The sequence below is a fragment of the Acinetobacter sp. LipI_23 genome, from assembly GCF_058243045.1.
In genome coordinates this window covers 596,199-614,639 of record NZ_JBZAYJ010000001.1, presented here as the reverse complement: position 1 = coordinate 614,639, position 18,441 = coordinate 596,199, and the positions used below count along the sequence as shown (strand labels likewise).

Annotated in this window: 14 protein-coding genes; 6 read left to right on the top strand and 8 right to left on the bottom strand. The window is 43.5% G+C overall.

Annotated elements, in window-relative coordinates; all coding sequences use genetic code 11:
* Positions 1-86 precede the first annotated feature (86 nt).
* Positions 87-899, top strand: coding sequence for a DUF432 domain-containing protein (locus AC4CVD_RS02965; RefSeq protein ID WP_017396988.1), 813 nt, complete (start codon positions 87-89; stop codon positions 897-899).
* A gap of 9 nt (positions 900-908) precedes the next feature.
* Complete coding sequence (locus AC4CVD_RS02960; RefSeq protein WP_004692251.1) at positions 909-1,832, top strand: mechanosensitive ion channel family protein; 924 nt, start codon at positions 909-911, stop codon at positions 1,830-1,832.
* A 49-nt stretch (positions 1,833-1,881) separates the two neighbouring features.
* Here AC4CVD_RS02960 and AC4CVD_RS02955 read toward each other — a convergent pair whose 3' ends face one another.
* Positions 1,882-4,578 (bottom strand): DUF2339 domain-containing protein, encoded by a 2,697-nt coding sequence (locus AC4CVD_RS02955; protein ID WP_490751987.1) that lies wholly within the window; start codon positions 4,576-4,578, stop codon positions 1,882-1,884.
* Positions 4,579-4,740: 162 nt separating this feature from the next.
* Between AC4CVD_RS02955 and polA the strand changes: the two genes are divergently transcribed.
* On the top strand, positions 4,741-7,506 hold the full coding sequence (gene polA, locus AC4CVD_RS02950; protein ID WP_490751985.1) for a DNA polymerase I: 2,766 nt from the start codon (positions 4,741-4,743) through the stop codon (positions 7,504-7,506).
* Positions 7,507-7,649: 143 nt separating this feature from the next.
* Here the strand turns inward: polA and AC4CVD_RS02945 are convergent, their stop codons facing one another.
* Genes AC4CVD_RS02945 through ppx form a run of 5 tightly spaced genes read right to left on the bottom strand, consistent with a single transcriptional unit; the run spans position 7,650 to position 12,765 of the window.
* Positions 7,650-8,219: a YggT family protein gene (locus tag AC4CVD_RS02945; RefSeq protein ID WP_004979206.1), complete on the bottom strand. Its 570-nt coding sequence runs from the start codon at positions 8,217-8,219 to the stop codon at positions 7,650-7,652.
* Between the two features lie 25 nt (positions 8,220-8,244).
* Positions 8,245-9,075, bottom strand: coding sequence for a pyrroline-5-carboxylate reductase (gene proC / locus AC4CVD_RS02940; RefSeq protein WP_004692257.1), 831 nt, complete (start codon positions 9,073-9,075; stop codon positions 8,245-8,247).
* Between the two features lie 28 nt (positions 9,076-9,103).
* Complete coding sequence (gene tilS, locus AC4CVD_RS02935) at positions 9,104-10,450, bottom strand: tRNA lysidine(34) synthetase TilS (RefSeq protein ID WP_490751983.1); 1,347 nt, start codon at positions 10,448-10,450, stop codon at positions 9,104-9,106.
* The gene (locus AC4CVD_RS02930) at positions 10,387-11,211 is read right to left on the bottom strand and encodes an acetyl-CoA carboxylase carboxyltransferase subunit alpha (RefSeq protein ID WP_490751981.1); all 825 of its coding nucleotides are present in this window, start codon (positions 11,209-11,211) and stop codon (positions 10,387-10,389) included. Before AC4CVD_RS02930 ends, tilS begins: the two co-directional genes overlap by 64 nt.
* 30 nt (positions 11,212-11,241) lie before the next feature.
* Complete coding sequence (gene ppx / locus AC4CVD_RS02925; protein ID WP_004692262.1) at positions 11,242-12,765, bottom strand: exopolyphosphatase; 1,524 nt, start codon at positions 12,763-12,765, stop codon at positions 11,242-11,244.
* A 263-nt stretch (positions 12,766-13,028) separates the two neighbouring features.
* Between ppx and trxA the strand changes: the two genes are divergently transcribed.
* The 3 genes from trxA (at position 13,029) to AC4CVD_RS02910 (ending at position 15,623) form a co-directional block, all read left to right on the top strand.
* Entirely contained in the window at positions 13,029-13,355 is a 327-nt protein-coding gene (gene trxA / locus AC4CVD_RS02920; RefSeq protein WP_004692264.1) for a thioredoxin, read from the top strand.
* A 330-nt stretch (positions 13,356-13,685) separates the two neighbouring features.
* Positions 13,686-14,954: a transcription termination factor Rho gene (rho, locus tag AC4CVD_RS02915; RefSeq protein WP_004692266.1), complete on the top strand. Its 1,269-nt coding sequence runs from the start codon at positions 13,686-13,688 to the stop codon at positions 14,952-14,954.
* A gap of 411 nt (positions 14,955-15,365) precedes the next feature.
* Positions 15,366-15,623 (top strand): hypothetical protein, encoded by a 258-nt coding sequence (locus AC4CVD_RS02910; protein WP_005400740.1) that lies wholly within the window; start codon positions 15,366-15,368, stop codon positions 15,621-15,623.
* 141 nt (positions 15,624-15,764) lie between these two features.
* Here AC4CVD_RS02910 and AC4CVD_RS02905 read toward each other — a convergent pair whose 3' ends face one another.
* On the bottom strand, positions 15,765-16,061 hold the full coding sequence (locus AC4CVD_RS02905; protein WP_004649746.1) for an integration host factor subunit alpha: 297 nt from the start codon (positions 16,059-16,061) through the stop codon (positions 15,765-15,767).
* Positions 16,058-18,439, bottom strand: a complete 2,382-nt coding sequence (pheT, locus tag AC4CVD_RS02900; RefSeq protein ID WP_490751979.1) for a phenylalanine--tRNA ligase subunit beta — start codon at positions 18,437-18,439, stop codon at positions 16,058-16,060. Before pheT ends, AC4CVD_RS02905 begins: the two co-directional genes overlap by 4 nt.
* Positions 18,440-18,441: the final 2 nt, after the last annotated feature.

The window sequence follows — 18,441 nt, the reverse complement described above, 5'->3', positions numbered from 1 at the left end:
TTATTTTGAGTGTACTCTAAGCATATGACAGCGTGAAGTCTGTTTTTCACTGATTTGCAATATAAGGAAATGTGCTGTTGCCTAATATGAATGAACTGTTTGAATCGGATAGCCCCAATTTAAAATGGTGGGGGGAATACAACTTTGAGTTGAATCAAGCCCGTGCGTGGCAGTTCGGCTCATTACTTTTTCGCCTCACACGCGGTCTACAAGAGTGGCGTTTAGAGTTTCATCGCCCTCAAGTTCAGTACGACTATGAGCAAAAATGGCATGCGATAGAAGACCCTCATTTCGCCTTTCCACAACCCGTTGAAATTAAACGCTACATGTTTAAAAACACTCACCATACGATTCAACTGATGCCACGTTTGGCCGATCGTTCAGTGGTGATTAAACCTGTCGATCCGATTTATATTCCAGCGGGTCAGCGCGGCACGCTGTATATCAGCACCCCGTTATGGATTTCGGGCTTTATTGAAGGTCAGCGAGATCCCCTATTTGATATTCCTGTGATTTTACCCAAAGAAACTTGGTTTGGGCCAAACCACCGTACAGGTGAAATTGCCTACGCTACAGCTGTCGATGGTCGAACTGAATTGCATCAACTCAAACCACGTGCATTTCGTGCAGTGACTCCGATTGAGTTCCACAACACCAGTCACTTACAACTGCGTTTTGACCGCATGAACGTGCCTGTTTCAGCCCTGCCTTTATTTTATAGTGAAAGTACGGATCGACTTTGGACATCGCAAATTAAAGTCTTGCATGAAGGCGCCGATCGACCACCGCGAATCCGTATCGAAAATCGTACGCCTCCGCATGCAGGCAAAGTGATTTATGTGCATCCACCGCGCTCTTCGGCGAGTGCATTATTTAATATGTTTGATTCATTCTTCTAAGGGGGACAGATGCCAAACTCAAATATTCCCCAAGAAATTACCAGTAGCCTAAAAGGCATTTTCACCAACATCAACACAGAACGATTAACAGAAATCTTAATTGCCTTAGTGCTGTGTTTTGTTGGTTTTCTCTTGGCACGTCTGGTTTCAAATACATTTATCCGAACCATTGGCACCAAGTTTAACGCCCACCAACGGTTGGTCTGGCGTCGTGGTATTTTTTACTTTATTTTCCTAATTTTTGTGATGGCTAGCCTCAAAGAAGCTGGTTTTAAACTCAGTGTATTTTTAGGTGCCGCAGGTATTTTGACGGTTGCTTTGGGTTTTGCCTCACAAACCTCTGCATCCAACTTAATCAGTGGATTGTTCCTGATTGGTGAAGGTTCTTTTGAAATTGGCGACACCATTTCAATCACCCTTATTCGCGGCAATACCATTGAAGGTGAAGTCATTTCAATTGACCTCCTCTCTGTTAAGTTACTCACTCAGGACAACATTTATGTACGACTACCGAATGAACAACTGATTCGAGCGCCTGTTCATAACCTCTCTAAATTTCCAATACGGCGTATTCCCATCACCCTAGCGATTAACTTTCATGAGAACATCATTAAAGTACGCGAGGTGCTGATTGATGTGGCTAATAAATATCCTTTGGTGCTTGCAGACCCTAAACCTGCCGTCACCGTCACCGCCTTTCGCGAGTCTTCAATTGAGTTACTGTTTGCCGTGTGGTGTCAGCAAGAACACTTTCTGCAAGTGCGCGATGAAATGCAGGAACGTATTCGCAATGGTTTCTTAGATAACCAAATCGAAATTCCTGTGCCAAAAATGGGCTTTGTCGATCATCCGCTTTCGCGTCCATTATCCAATGAAGAAATTGATCAATATGCCAATGCACAAGCCTTGAAACGAGAACCGAATATCAAATAAATCGCCTCAGCTCCTTATGATCCATGCAGACATAAGGAGCTGAGCTTGTTTAATTGGTCTTTTCCTCAAGTTCAGGCATCGGTGCAATATACGCAATTATCAACATCACCAAACCTGCGCCTAAGAATGAAATCACACGGGTGAGTGTCCCAATGTGAGATAAGTCAAACAAGACCAATTTCAGTGTCACAAGAACTAAAATACAGCCGCCGAATATCCACAATGAACGTAAGTTGCGTTTGGTCGCCGTTAGCATGCAAATGAAGGCCAAACTGACCCAAAGCAAAGTAAAGCTCAGTTGCACCAAGGCATTTTCCCACATTTGCCAGTCATTATAGGGTGTTAGGAAGTAGACATGCAGCGCACGTAGCACCACATAACTACTGAGCCAGAGTAGACTCGACATCATCAAAATAGCACCCAGACTTTTTTCCAAACCCGCTTTCATTTGTAAATTCAGCATCCAAATGAAACCGATCAGCATCGCAATACTGACCAAGTCAAATGGGTTGAAAATGGGTAACCAGTATCCTGCAAAAGCTTGTTGGCTAAAGATCTGAGAACACACGATCCAAAACAACATGAGCACTAAGGTGTTGCGTGCTTGCCAAAACTTTCTCCATCGCGTTTGAGTCAATTGTGTGTAGCACCATGCAGCAAAGGCCAGTGGTAAAATAACCATGCTCAAATACGGCATACTTGGAATGAGAGTTAAGCTGGTGAACGCCAAACTTAGTAAAGCCCCCAAACTCACCCACTCCTGCTCATCCTCTACGCCCTGTAACGGGCGAAGCCACAGCAACGTGAGTAATCCACTCGTTAAAGCAAACAATAGACGGTCTAAACCAGACTGCCACATAATGATGCCATCATGGCTCAGGTCAACCAAGAAAATGAAGGCAACTGCATACAGCGGAATCAGGCCAATCCACTTGGGTAATAACCATGACCAACTGGCTTTGCGGTAGAGCAACCATTCATTCAGTACTGTATCTAAAAGCACGATGATCAGTAGCGCCATCGTCACCTGACTTTTACTGTCGATTTCATCCAAAAGTAGGATAAACAACATGCTGGTTGCTGAAAGCAGTTGTAAGCAAAAAAAGGCAATGGTGGCAAAAGACAACTGTTGTCTAAAGCGCTCTACGCTGTTGGCAACGGTAACCACAGCAAAATAACTCAGACACAGCGCCCAATAGACTTCCGTTGGAAAACGATTGAGCTCCACCACATAATACAGACTTGAGAGCCCTGCCACGGCCAATAAGCCCATCGCCAAATAACGACTCAGAGCGGAATTTCGATATAAGGCATACATAAAGATCAGTGCACCCTCAACACTCCACCCCACCACACCCCACTGATCAGGCAGCAAAATAGGGGGAATCAGCGCCAAGAAGACCAAAGTCAGACTGAGATAACTTTGCGCAATCAGCTCAACGCTATGGGCTCTTTTTAGCAGTTGATAAAGCATGGCATAGAGCGCTGCAAAGCCCAGACTAAAGCCTGCCTGCCAAATCGTTTCCTCAAAATACATCACATACAAAAAAGCAAAAGCAACAATAGGGGCAGCAAAAATCAAAGCCACATCCAAGATCGGTTTTAACTTAAACTGCGTTAAATCCTCACGCGCCAAAAGTTGGCTATAACGAAAACTCAACCAAATAAAGACCGTACTATGTGCCAAAACCAACAAGGCCAGCATGCCTCGCTCAGGCGTTTTGCCTTGATAAAAGGCATACGCTCCGCCTACGACCACCGTCATTAAAAAAGCAATTTGGTTGAGGACTTTCCACGGTCTGAACGTGCTTAAAACAGCAACCGCAATATTAATGACCAAATAATAGACCACTAGCTCTATCGCAGTGGCATTCCGTACTGGCAAAGTAAAGGGTGCCAAATAAGCAATGATCATCGCCATCAACGCCAGCTCAATCGACTGCTGTTTTAAACTGAGCCAAAGTGTAACCGCCATCACCACCACAAAGCACAGACTTGCAATCGCTAAACTTGCAATCACGCCGTTGTAGTAAGCAAAAAATAAGGTCAAAAATAAGCCTGACAGTCCAAGTGCTTCTAAAGCCAAAGCAAAACTGCGGTTCTTTTGTAGGAGCACATAACCAAAGATCACAACGCCCACACTTACCGCAGCAACGAGGCTCAGCTTAACAGCGAGACTCAACTGCCAATGTTCGGTGGCAAAGCGTAATAACAAAATAAGCCCAATCAGCAGTATCACAATCGCAACTTTTAAGACAGGATTGCCCTGCCAAAGCCAGCGTTTCACTTGCTCACTGAGACTTAAATCATCTGTGTTGTTTAGAGTAGTGGGTAAAGAGGGAGAATTTTCAGATTCTGTGAATCGGTCAGATATCACCTGATATGGCTGTGCTTGCACGGATAACAATAGATATTCTAGGCGACGTAACCATCGAAAGAAAAAGAACAACCAACCACTGATCCCCAATCCAATGAGTCCGCCCCATTGCCCCACCATACCGATCAAAATGACGAAAGCAGCAAGGTAAAGCGGCACTTTTGACGTTGGCTGAAAAGCAATGCCCCGTTGTTCCGCCAAGGTCATACTAGGGTTTTCAATGCTATCGACATAGTGCATAACACTCATGATCAACGCGATTCCACACAATGCACTCAACAGCGGCACGGCCAAAAACCATCCTGCAATCGCAACAATCGTCAGCCCCATTAACCACATCATGCGAATTTCACGCTGTCCAGTTTGCATCCGTTCTCAATCTCTTTTTCTCATCTTCAAATAATACATCAGCTTGTAGTACATCTTTAAGCGCATAACCGTAACCATCTATGCCAATCGGTACATCAATACACTTTGTTCTGTGCCAAAATCACGTACAATAAACGGGTTATTTGGATAAGGAATCTTGCAATGCCACCATTTGTCTTGGTCGATGGCTCATACTTTTTATTTCGTGCTTTTCATGCTTTGCCACCGCTCACCACGTCAACTGGCTTACATACCAATGCAATTCGTGGGGCAATTTCTGCCATCCAAAAACTGATGCGTCGTACCCAGCCAACACATATGGCAGTCATTTTTGATACACCAGAACCAACTTTTCGTCATGTGCTATCGCCGATTTATAAAGGTGACCGCCCGAGTATGCCTGAGGAGTTATCAGAGCAAATTCCATATTTGCATGCCTTAATTCGTGCTTTGGGTATCCCCTTGTACATGCTCCCAGGTGCCGAAGCAGATGACATCATCGGGACATTGGCCAAACGTGCGGAAGCCGCGGGACAGCAAGTGCTGATTTCCACAGGCGATAAAGACATGGCACAGTTGGTGACCGATAAAGTCACCTTAGAAGACAGCTTTAAAGACAAGCCGATGGATGTAAATGGCGTGTTTGAAAAGTTTGGGGTGTGGCCAAACCAAATTATTGACTATCTGACTTTAATGGGCGATGCCTCTGACGGCATTATGGGTGTTCCGGGTGTTGGTGCAAAAACTGCGGCAAAACTGTTAACAGAATACGGCTCGATTGGTGGCATTTTAGAAAATGTCGATAAAATCAAAGGCAAAGTCGGTCAAAACATCAAAGAACATGCTGATGGAATTGCTCTAGATCACCAACTGGCAAGTATTGTCTGTGACTTAGAGACAGGACTGACCTTTGACGATCTGAAACTCCAAGATCCGAATACCGAAGCCTTACGTTCACTGTATACCGAGCTTGAATTCCGTCAGCAGTTGCAATCGCTCGATCATCCAAACAATCCCAATAGTGCAACCTACAAACAAGCGACGCAACACATTGCTAAATCAGCGCAGTCTGAAACCGTTATCAATACAGAAGATCAGGCTGTTCAAAGCAGCGTCGATGACCAACTGGGTCAAGCGAACTACCATACTGTGCTCAGTGCAGAACAGTGGACACAATTATTCAAGCGTTTAACTACAGAAAAACGTTTTGCCTTTGATACTGAAACCACCAGTTTAGACTATCGCGTTGCGCAAATTGTCGGGTTTTCGGTCGCATTTGATGCGCAAGATGCCTATTACGTTCCACTTGCGCATGATTATGAAAATGCACCTGCGCAGTTAGATCGTGAACAGATCTTGGCGCAAATCAAGCCTATTTTAGAAGATGAGTCGGTTCAGAAAATTGGGCATCATTTGAAATATGATGCGCATGTCTTAGAAAATCATGGCATTGAGCTAAAAGGCTGGTATTTCGATACCATGTTGGCATCTTATGTACTCAATGCTGTGGCGACTCGTCACGGGATGGATGACGTTTCGCGTCTCTACCTCAGCCACTTAACCACGACCTTTGAACAAGTAGCAGGTAAAGGTGCAAAACAGAAAACCTTTAACCAAATTGAGATCGAAACCGCCGCGCACTATGCTGCGGAAGATGCCCATGTGACCTATCGCCTGTTTGAAGTGCTCGATGCCAAACTACAAAAGCATCCCGAACTGGTCAATATCTTGCACAATGTCGAAATGCCAGTTGCCCGTGTCCTCACCATCATGGAAGAAAACGGCATTGAGCTCGACTTAGGCTTCCTTGACCAACTCAGTATTGAGTTTGCCAATACCATGGCCAATCTTGAAAGCCAAATTACCGAACTAGCAGGACAAAGTTTCAATGTCAGCTCGCCGAAGCAAGTCGGTGAAATTCTGTTTGATAAACTCGGACTTAAGGGCGGCAAAAAAACCGCAACGGGTCAGTACAGTACCTCTGAAAGTGTTTTAGAAAAGATTGACCACCCAATTACCGAGCTAATTTTGGACTATCGCGGTTTATCCAAACTAAAAAGCACCTATACCGATGGCTTATTAAAACAAGCCAACAGTGATACCCATCGTGTGCATACTAGTTACCACCAAGCACTGACTGCAACAGGCCGTCTATCTTCGACCGATCCCAACTTACAAAACATTCCTGTGCGTGAGGAAATTGGACGTCAAATTCGTAAAGCCTTTATTGCTCCACAAGGTCGAGTGCTCTTGGCAGCCGATTATTCACAAATTGAACTGCGTTTAATGGCGCATTTCTCACAAGATGAAGCTTTGGTCGATGCTTTTAATCATGGGCAAGATGTACACCGTCGTACAGCGGCTGAAGTCTTAGGTGTCGCACTTGAAGATGTCACGTCAGACCAACGTCGTCAGGCCAAAGCCGTCAACTTCGGTCTACTCTACGGCATGTCTGAGTTTGGCTTAACCCGTCAACTCGGTTTTAGCCGTGAAGAATCGCGTGGCTATATTGCGAAATACTTCCAACGTTATCCGGGCGTGCTCGACTATATGGAACGTACCCGTCAAATTGCACGTGAACAAGGTTTTGTCGAAACCATTTTAGGCCGTCGCTTGTATACGCCCGATATTATGGCAAGCAATAAAATGATCAAACAAGCGGCTGAACGTGCCGCAATTAATGCACCGCTGCAAGGTTCTGCTGCGGACATTATTAAAATGGCGATGATTGCTGTTGATCAAATGCTACCTAAAGATCAAGCCAAAATGCTACTACAAGTACACGATGAATTGGTTTTTGAAGTCGATGAAAGTATTGCGGATGAACTGGCTTCGAAACTGGCAGACGTGATGCAATCTGTTTTACAAATTTCTGTGCCATTGTTGGTTGAAGTCGGCAAAGGTCGAAACTGGGATGAAGCCCACTAATACATTTGCACCTTCCTCCTCCTAGGAGGAAGGCTGGTATGGAGGTCATTTGCCGCCTAGAAGAAATATCAACGTCTTCACCTGAAAATTTCAACCACAAAAAAAGGACTCGCAATCGAGTCCTTTTTTATATCGCTACAATCTTATAAACCAGTGAGCAGGACAATCGCCACTTCATTCATAATCATTTCAGCAATATATAACGCTAAGAATGCTACGATTGGAGAAAGATCAATCATCCCCATATTGGGCAATAAACGGCGAAACGGTGCCAATAATGGTTCAGCAAGCTCTTGAATCACTTCGATATAAGGCGAACGTGACTGCGTAAACATCACCACCCAACTTAAAATAATCGTTGCAAAAATTAGGTAACGGCAGAAACGAATCAAGTCCTGAATCATGGTCACAAAAGTTAAAATGACCAAATGCACAGGACTATTCGGCATCGCTCCAGAGAGATACATGACGCCAAAAATTTTCAGTAAGTACAATAAAACCAAAAGCACTAAAGCCGCTAAGTTAACGCGGCCTTTCGCTACATTTGGAAAAATACGACCAAACATATCCACAATTTTAGTGGCTTTTACGGTCGACATCACCACTGGGTTATAAAAGTTAACCGCTGCCAACTGCATGAGAAAGCGGAAGAACACCAGTAAAATTGCAACGTTAATAATGATGCCAAAAATTAGCGCAGAGTTTGCACCCATACTTGAACTTTCCTAAATAAAACGATTATTTGCTACTTTCACTCAGCTCTTGAGCAAGTTCCTGACTGCGCTTTTGAGCAGCAGCCAATGCAGCTTGGATATTTTGTGAAATTTGTGCACGATCAAACACTTCAAGTGCCGCTTGGGTTGTACCATTCGGTGAAGTGACATTTTTACGCAATTCAGCTGGTGTATTTGAGCTCGTGATTGCCATTTGTGCCGCACCCAATGCCGTTTGCAACGTCAATGCCGTTGCTACTTTTTCATCTAGACCGAGGTTTTTACCTGCACGGATCATGCTTTCCATCATATAGAAGAAATACGCAGGACCTGAACCAGACACCGCAGTCACAGCATCAATTTGCGCTTCCTCGCCTACCCATAAAGTCAAGCCTGTTGCAGCCAGTACTTGGCTCGCCAAATCACGGTCTTCTTTATCTACAGCCTCAGTGGCATATAAACCATGCGCACCTGTTTGTACTAAAGCAGGCGTATTTGGCATCACACGAACAATACGATTACTGCCAGCAAGTGCAGCAATCGTAGCAATTTCAGCACCCGCAACAATCGAAATAATCAACTTACCGTCAAATAAACCGTTTAATGGCTTTAAAACATTGGCTAAAACTTGAGGTTTAACCGCTAAGACCACGACATCGGCTTCACGAATAGCAGATGCGTTATCCTCAGTCACCACCAAGTCTTTTTCAGCCAATAAATGACGAACTTGTTCAACAGGATCAGAAACCGTAATGCGAGTTGAAGGTAAACCACGTGAAATCAAGCCACCAATGAGGGCTTGAGCCATGTTACCACCGCCGATAAAACAAATATTACGATTCAACACTGCGCTCATGATTATTTCTCTATCCTGAATTTTTTAACTAAGCGATTAAATTTGGTTGCCATCCACCCGCTTCACAATAAGCCGACTCGACCAACCAAAATCCTTTAGGCGTAAAAACACCAAGCATAACATTATCTATGCTTAATATTTGTATTGTATGACGTTGCCACGGAAAAATTTGTGCGCTCTGAATGGCTTTTTTCAACGGCCAAGCCCCAACACGTCCATACAAATGCAATTTTTCCCCACCTAAGCGCGGTTTTATCTGTAAAGGCTGCTCTAATAATGCAGAAGACAGCCCATATTTTTGTGTTTCAATGCGAAATTGCCCTGAAGCCAATGCATAAGCTTGATCTAAACTAAACCGTTGCTCAATTGACTCAATCGTCTGACATTGTTCAGACAAATACTCGGCTTTACTGACACGAAAGAGCTGTTGTTGATAGCGTACGTAATAATATTGGTTCCAATGCAATGCGGCTTGAGCATCCACTTTGGATTCAATCACTTCATCAAACAAGCGTTGCACCATATCAAAAGCAGGACGATATAAATCCTCACCTTTCATCCAAGCGGACAGTAACTGTCGCTGTCTCGGTGCAGATAACTGACGGAATGGGGTTAAATTTAAAACCGTAGCATTCCCGCAACTGGCCCAATCTTGCGCCAACACATCGGCTAAAATCGTTTCGGCATCTTGCATCAAATAACTGGTGCGTGCCAAAGCTTGCTGCATTTTCGGAAAGCGTTGTTCTAAGATTGGCCACAATTCAGCTCGGCACCATGCCCGATCATAACTGGTATCAAAATTGGTATGGTCTTGAATATTTCTTAGCTGCATCTCAGCAGCCCACAGCTCAATTTGCTGTCTGGACAAAGCCAATAGAGGGCGCCAAATTGTAAATTGCTCTCGTATGTCGATGCTCTGCATGGCGGCTAGTCCATGAATCCCCGCACCAAAGAGTAAACGGAGTAAAACGGTTTCGGCTTGATCTTGTTGATGATGGGCGAGAACTAAAATTTCATTGGCAAGAAGATGCTTCTGAAAGGCCGCATAACGTGCACTACGTGCTTGGCTTTCTACATTGCCTGTATCAACATCCACCGCTTGAATCACACATGGGACATCCAAGACATAGCATTGTTCTTGAACAAAGCTACCCCACTGCGGACTAACATCCTGCAATTGATGATCAATATAGATGGCGCGAATGCGCTTGGGAAATAAATGAGACATCAAATGGAGTAGCAGCATGGAATCCATGCCACCACTACATCCGATTAAAAAATGAGGCTGTTCAGGCGTATCCTGAAACTCAGTTAAGACACTAGCCCTAAATTGTCGCTGCCAAACTTCATTAAACGTTGGTAACGTGCTTCGCATCGTTCATTCGCATCCATTGGTTGCAACTCAGCCAACGCATCTTTTAAAACGGTTTTTAAAGCATGCATGACTTGTTCTGGGTTGAGATGAGCGCCTTCACCTTCATCGACCACATATTCAACAATACCAATTTTCTGTAGTTTTTCAGCAGTCAAGGCCAAAGCTTCGCTGGCTTGCTCTGCTTTTTCAGCTGTTTTCCATAAAATAGATGCACAGCCTTCAGGCGAAATGACCGAATAAATACTATGGGATAACATCACCACACAGTCAGCCACACCAATACCCAGTGCACCACCTGAACCGCCTTCACCAAGTACGGTTGCAATGACAGGCACTTTCAAGCTTGAAAGTTGTGCCAAAGATGTTGCAATTGCTTCAGCCTGACCACGTTCTTCTGCACCCACACCTGGATATGCACCCATGGTGTCAATAAATGTAAAGACGGGTAGATTAAAACGTTCAGCCATATCGAGTAAGCGTTGTGATTTACGGTAACCTTCTGGGTTACTCATACCAAAGTTATGTTGTAACTTTTCACGCGTACTACGACCACGGTGTTGACCCACAATCATGACTGGCTGACCATCAAAGCGAGCTAATCCACCGATCATTGCACCATCATCACCAAATAAGCGATCACCATGCAAAGCATCAAATTCGGTAAAAATTTCACTCACATAATCTAAAAATTGCGGACGCTCAGGATGACGTGCAATTTGAACCGTCGTCCATGCTTTGGATTGCGCAGCTTTATTCTTCATAGCTCAACCATAAATCCCTAATTGACCAATTTATTCATCGACAAATTGTTCTGATTGGATATCCAGCTCAACATCCCAATGCTTAAATTGCGCTTGCTCATCATGCAAGTCTGCAACCAGCAAAGGCCATTGCGCGGCATTACCAGAAACACTCAGTTGCCATTGTTGCGCATTGCCTACTGTTAATTCAATGGCAGGAAGCATCTGATCGCTACGACTATGATTCAGTAAAACTGCGAGGCGAAGTAACAAACACAGATAGACTAATTTGTTGCCGCCAACCTTCATCACATCGACACGCGCGTCACTACGCAGCTTACGACGGTGATGAGCCACCAAATGTGATAGATGGTTTTGATCAATTTGCGAGAATCCCGCAATGTCAGAATGTTGCAATAAATATGCGCCATGACGATGGTAGCCTGCATGGCTAATCGCTAAACCAATTTCATGCAGATAAGCCGCTCGACGCAGTAAATCACTGTCTTCTGTGGTTAATTTTAGCGAATCCGCCACACCATCAAACAAATGCTGAGCCATGTTCACGACCCGTTCAGCTTGTTTTGGATCAGCGTTATAACGGCCCATTAACGCTTGTACAGAACGATCTCGAATATCTTCATGTTGAAAACGTCCCAGCAAGTCATACATCACCCCTTCGCGTAGGGCACCATCTGAATACACCAGTTTATCCAGTTCAAGTACATCAAAAATGGCATACAAAATAGCGATTCCGGCTGGCAAAACTGCTCGACGGTCTTCTTTTAGACCATCAAATTCCATCTCAGCGACATGTTTGTATTTGAGCAATTTTTCTTTAAGCTTATCTAAACCGTCACGGGTGAGTTCTTCTTTTTCATTACTCCAACCCATATTCACAGTAATTTGACGACACGCTTTGATGGTTCCACTCGAACCGACCACCGTATCCCAACCCGCTTCTTTATAGGTATTGGCAATACCAGACAGCTCCTTACGTGCTGCAACCACGGCTTTATCAAAACTTTTTTGGTTAATTTCACCATCGACAAAGAAGGCTTTTGTAAATGCTACACAGCCCATTTGTAAAGATTCGGTATGAATGGGCTCAAATTCTTCACCAATAATCAGCTCTGTCGACCCCCCACCAATATCAATCACAAGACGGCGTCCACTGTTTACCATGGTATGAGATACACCTAAATAAATCAGACGAGCCTCTTCACGACCTGCAATAATTTCGATGTGCTTCGGCAAAATTTCTGCCGCTTTTTGAATAAATTCATGGCCATTTTTGGCTTGGCGTAGCGCATTGGTCGCCACAATTCTTAAACGATTCGGCTGAACCGAACCTAAGCGTCCGACAAAGCGAGATAAACAGGCCAAACCACGCTGCTGTGCGGCTTCTGTTAAGTTTTTGTTTTCATCTAAACCCGCTGCTAACTGTACTTTTTCTGACATTGACGCAACTTTTTTCACTTCGCCATGGTCCACTCGTGCAATCGCTAAGTGGAAGCTGTTCGACCCCATATCGATGGCAGCAAGTAACTCTTCATCAATCAAAAAATCAGACATGATTTAATATAAACCTATACAGAATTGTGCTTAGATTAATTCACCTCCATGCAATTTAAAAGCCATTTGTGGTCAGAAATTGACGAGCTTTTAAAATTTCGGCATATATGACAATTGTGTTACACGATCAGTAACATCGTGAGCTTCAATTAGACAAATTCAAACTAAAGGTTGAAAATTTAGTAATCCATCTACTCAGTGATAGCAGGCTATGACATACTATTAGCCATAAAACTATCCAAAAATTGAAACTGGAGCTATCCATGTCTGGCAATATCGTAAATACAACTGATACAAACTTCGACGCTGATGTACTTCAATCAGACGTTCCTGTGCTTGTTGACTTCTGGGCAGGCTGGTGTGCGCCATGTAAAGCAATTGCACCTGTATTAGAAGTATTGGCGAACGAATACGAAGGTAAAGTGAAGATTGTTAAAGTTGACGTGACTTCTTGTGAAGCAACGGCTGTGAACTATAACATCCGTAACATCCCTGCATTACTTATGTTCAAAAATGGTGAAGTTGTTGCTCAACAAGTGGGCGCTGCACCAAAATCGAAATTGACTGCTTTCATTGAAGAAAACATTTAAGCATCCGTTTAGATTGAAAATGAAATACGCTGTCTAAACAACAGCGTATTTTTTTCGGCTATAAATTGACAAGTCTGTCTTTCTCTCTTATATTGCATGATCAAGAGATAAAGGATTATTCAATCCTGTCATTTTCTTAAAAGACACAACACATAAGATCGCCGCTCGGCAATACAAATTGTTTTGACACGTTTCTCTTCAAACAATGAATCAGTCCTCTGAATTGTTATAGTTCAAATACAATTGCGTTACTTCATTGCATGTCTGCGGCTAAATGTTGCTTCCTTTTCATCCTGTAATTTAGAATTTTTGATTCTTATCTGACCTCCTATGAATTTAACCGAACTCAAGAAAAAACCGATTGGCGAACTCATCAAAATTGCTGAATTTATGGGCCTCGAAGGAATGGCTCGTAACCGTAAGCAAGACATTATTTTTGCCATCTTAAAGCGCCATGCGATGAATGGCGAAGAGATCTTTGGGGATGGCGTTTTGGAAATTCTGTCAGATGGCTTCGGCTTCTTACGCTCTGCAGCGGGTTCTTACCTTGCAGGCCCAGATGACATTTATGTTAGCCCATCTCAAATTCGTCGTTTCAATCTACGTACTGGTGACACCATTACGGGAACCATTCGCCCTCCCAAAGAAGGCGAACGTTATTTTGCACTGTTAAAAGTGAACCAAATTAACTACGACACGCCAGAAAACTCACGTAACAAAATCTTGTTTGAAAACTTAACACCACTTTTCCCAACCGAACAATTGGTGATGGAACTTGGTAACGGGACGACAGAAGATTTAACCGCACGTGTAGTTGACTTGGTTGCACCTATCGGTAAAGGCCAACGTTCAATTATCGTAGCACCGCCAAAAGCGGGTAAAACCATGTTGTTACAAAACATCGCTCAGTCGATTGTGCGTAACAACCCTGAGTGCTTCCTGATCGTTCTTCTCATTGACGAACGTCCTGAAGAAGTGACCGAAATGGAACGTACTGTTCGTGGTGAAGTCATTGCGTCAACGTTTGATGAATCTCCTGCTCGTCACGTTCAAGTGGCTGAAATGGTGATTGAAAAAGCAAAACGCTTGGTTGAGCACAAGAAAGATGTTGTGATTCTACTCGACTCCATTACCCGTTTAGCACGTGCTTACAACACGGTTGTGCCTTCATCTGGTAAGGTTTTAACTGGTGGTGTGGATGCACATGCGCTGGAACGCCCTAAGCGTTTCTTCGGTGCAGCTCGTAATATTGAAGAAGGTGGCTCACTAACCATCATTTCTACAGCCCTGATTGAAACTGGCAGTAAAATGGATGAAGTGATCTACGAAGAATTTAAAGGTACAGGTAACCAAGAAATTACACTGGATCGCCGTATTGCGGAAAAACGTGTCTTCCCTGCGATGAACATCAAAAAGTCTGGCACCCGTCGCGAAGAGCGCTTAATGTCTGAAGATAATCTACGTAAAGTCTGGATTTTACGTAAGTTACTTCATACCCAAGATGAACTTGCAGCAATGGAATTCTTACTTGATCGCATGAAAGAAACTAAAACCAACGATGATTTCTTTGATCAAATGAAGCGTAAAGCAACTAGTTGATCCGACCTGCTTCACCTAAAAAGGCTGTCTTAACGACAGCCTTTTTTATTTGGTTGACTTAGCTTACACAAAGCAACATTTCATCCCATTCTCTGTAAACTTATTTGCAAGTTTTTGATAAATAAAAATTTGAAATAAAAACCCTCATCTTTTTAAATGTTTATTTAGTACTTCTCCAATACAAACCTCATCATTGATTGTTATTTTCTGTTAAAAAAGCCCTGTTTTTAGACCTTTTTTATCACTTTTTTCATCCCAGCTAGTAGCAATTCAAAATGCGCAGTGATAGCATATTTGCAGACCAGTTAGGCTGCTCCTGCATTGTTAGTCCCTAACAAAATTAGGAACAATAAAAGCACACAACAGACTAACGTCGGTTTTTTTTAATCTCATATTTTAGAGAGTGATGCCATGTTATTCAAAAAAATCGCTATTGCTGCTGCAGTTGCTACTACTTTAGCTTTCGTTGGCTGTGCTAAGAAAGAAGAAGCTCCTGCTGCTGAAGCTGCATCTGAAGTTGCTGCTGCATCTGAAGCTGTTGAAGCTGCATCTGAAGTTGCTGTAGATGCTGCTGCTGCTGCTTCTGAAGCTACTGTTGCTGCTTCTGAAGCTACTGCTGCTGCTTCTGAAGCTACTGTTGCTGCTGCTTCTGAAGCTAAAGCTCACTAATCTCTTAGAGATTAGTCAAAAAGAGAGCCTGTGGCTCTCTTTTTTTTATGCTCAAATTTTATCAAAAAATGACATTCTATTATTTTGCAAAAATTGAATCAGCCAAACGATCACCCAAAATTTTAAGCAAAAAAAAGCAGATCAATCGATCTGCTCATTTCCCACACGCTGGCGGAATTTCTGCCCTGCGCGGAAGGTCACTACACGGCGTGCAGAAATCGGAATTTCTTCACCCGTTTTCGGGTTACGACCTGGACGTTGACGTTTATCACGCAACTCAAAGTTACCGAAACCAGAAAGTTTAACTTGCTCACCAGAGATTAGCGCTTGGCTAATCTCATCAAAGAACAACTCGACCATTTGCTTAGCTTCACGACGGTTTAAACTCGTGAGCTCACTTAAATGGTCAGCCATTTCCGCTTTTGTTAATGCTGTCATGAAGCCCTCAATGTCGCCTGATAAGTGTTTTCCAACACTTGTAAAATATGATCCATACCAGATTTAATTTCAGCATCTTCAAGCGTACGTGATGGGTGTTGCCAAAGAAGTGCAAATGCCAATGAGCGCTTACCATCTTCAACGCCTTGCCCAGTGTACACATCGAATAACCAAGTCGAGTCTAAAAGCTCACCACCTGTTTTTTCGATAAGTTGCTGAATTTCACTTACATTTATCTTATCACTAATTAAAAGCGCAATATCACGTCTAACCGACGGAAAACGTGATAATTCTGTAAAATTAGATACATAAGTTTGCAAAACAGCCGATTGATCAAGTTCAGCCACCCAAGTTGTGCTCAAATCCAATGCATCTTCTAAAGATGGATGTAATCGACCAAAGTAACCAATAGATTGACCATCGACTAAAACCTCAGCAGACTGTCCTGGATGCAACCAGCTACGCTCAGAACGAACATAGTCTACTTGCACACGACCTGCTGCCAATACTTCTTCAATTTCACCTTTGAAATCAAAGAAATCCATAGCTTGAGGTTTAGCATGCCAAGTTTCTGAAGTTTTTGTACCTGTTGCAATCACTGCAAGGGTAGGAATTTGTTTCAAATCATGAATAGATTCAGCGTCTTGATAGTCAAAGCGTAAGCCTAGTTCAAAGAAACGTACACGACTTTGTTGGCGGTTTACGTTGTATTGCACACAAGGAATCAAACTAGAGAGCAGTGTTGAACGCATCACCGCTAAATCGCTTGAAATTGGGTTAGCCAAAGCCAAAGGATTCACAGCCGCATTGAGTTGCTTCTCAAGCTTTAAGTCTGCAAAGCTAAAGCTAATCGCTTCTTGATAACCCAAAGTCACGAGGGTTTGACGAAGCTGAGCTATTTCAAATTGGTCTTGATATTGAGCCAATTTCGCTTCAATTTTTGGCAAACTGATTTGAATATTGTCATAACCATGAATACGCGCAACTTCTTCAATCAGGTCTTGGTAGATCGCCATATCATAACGGTGTGAAGGCGGCACTACAGACCACTGGCCTTCTGCTTTAACCGTCACAGCACAACCTAAACGGGTTAATGCATCCGCAATAAATGCAGCATCTACGCGATAACCCAACAGTTGATCGACTTGTGTTTGTTCTAGCTCAATCGCTTCGCGCCTAGGCAAAACTTCAGCTTGTTCAGCAACAGTAATCGGACCAAATTCACCACCCGCCAAATCAGCAATCAATTGTGATGCACGATGCATTGCCAGCATTGGTAGTTCAAAATCCACGCCACGCTCATAACGCTGTGATGCATCGGTATGTAAGCCAAAGCTACGGGCACGACCTGCAATGGCTAATGGGGCAAAGAATGCAGACTCTAAGAAAATGTCTTGGGTTTCATCGGTAACAGATGAAGACAAGCCACCCATGATGCCTGCAATCGCCAATGCTTTTCCATCATCCGCAATCACCATGACTTTTTCATTGAGCTCAACTTCTTGTTCATTCAGTAAAACCAATTTCTCCGCCATATTCGCTTGACGAACTTGAACTGAACCTTGAATTTTTGCCGCATCAAAAGCATGTAGCGGTTGACCCAACTCCATCAGTACATAGTTGGTAATATCAACCAAAATACTGTGCTGACGAATCCCTGAGCGAACCAAAGCGCGTTCCATCCACTCTGGGGTTGCTGCTTTGGTATTCACATTTTTAATTACACGACCTAAATAGCGTGGGCAGCCTTCAGTGCTCACCACAACTTTTTTCTCATCAGCAATGGTCGCAGCAACGGCATTAATTTCAGGTGCAGTCACAGTCAGTTGGTTAATCACCCCAATTTCACGGGCAATACCACGAATACTGAAACAGTCACCACGGTTTGGCGTGATGCTGATATCAATCACATGATCATCTAAATTTAAATATTCACGAATATCCGCACCTACGGGTGCATCAACGGCTAACTCTAAAAGACCATCAATTTTATCTTCTAGATCAATTTCAGACGCACCACATAGCATACCTTGTGATTCAATGCCACGAAGTTTGCCTTTCTTGATTTTGAAGTCACCTGGAAGCACAGCACCAATGGTCGCCACAGGGGCTTTCATACCGACACGTACGTTTGGCGCACCACAAACAATTTGTAAAGGTTCACCTGAACCAATATTCACCGTGGTCACACGTAAACGGTCTGCATCGGGATGTTGCTCTACAGTCAACACTTCACCAACAACCACGCCAGTAAACGGTTTTGCCGCAGGTGATAAATCATCGACCTCTAAACCCAGCATGGTCAGTTGGTCAGATAATGTATTGCTATCAACGGCTGGATTAACCCATGTACGCAACCAATTTTCGCTAATTTTCATTT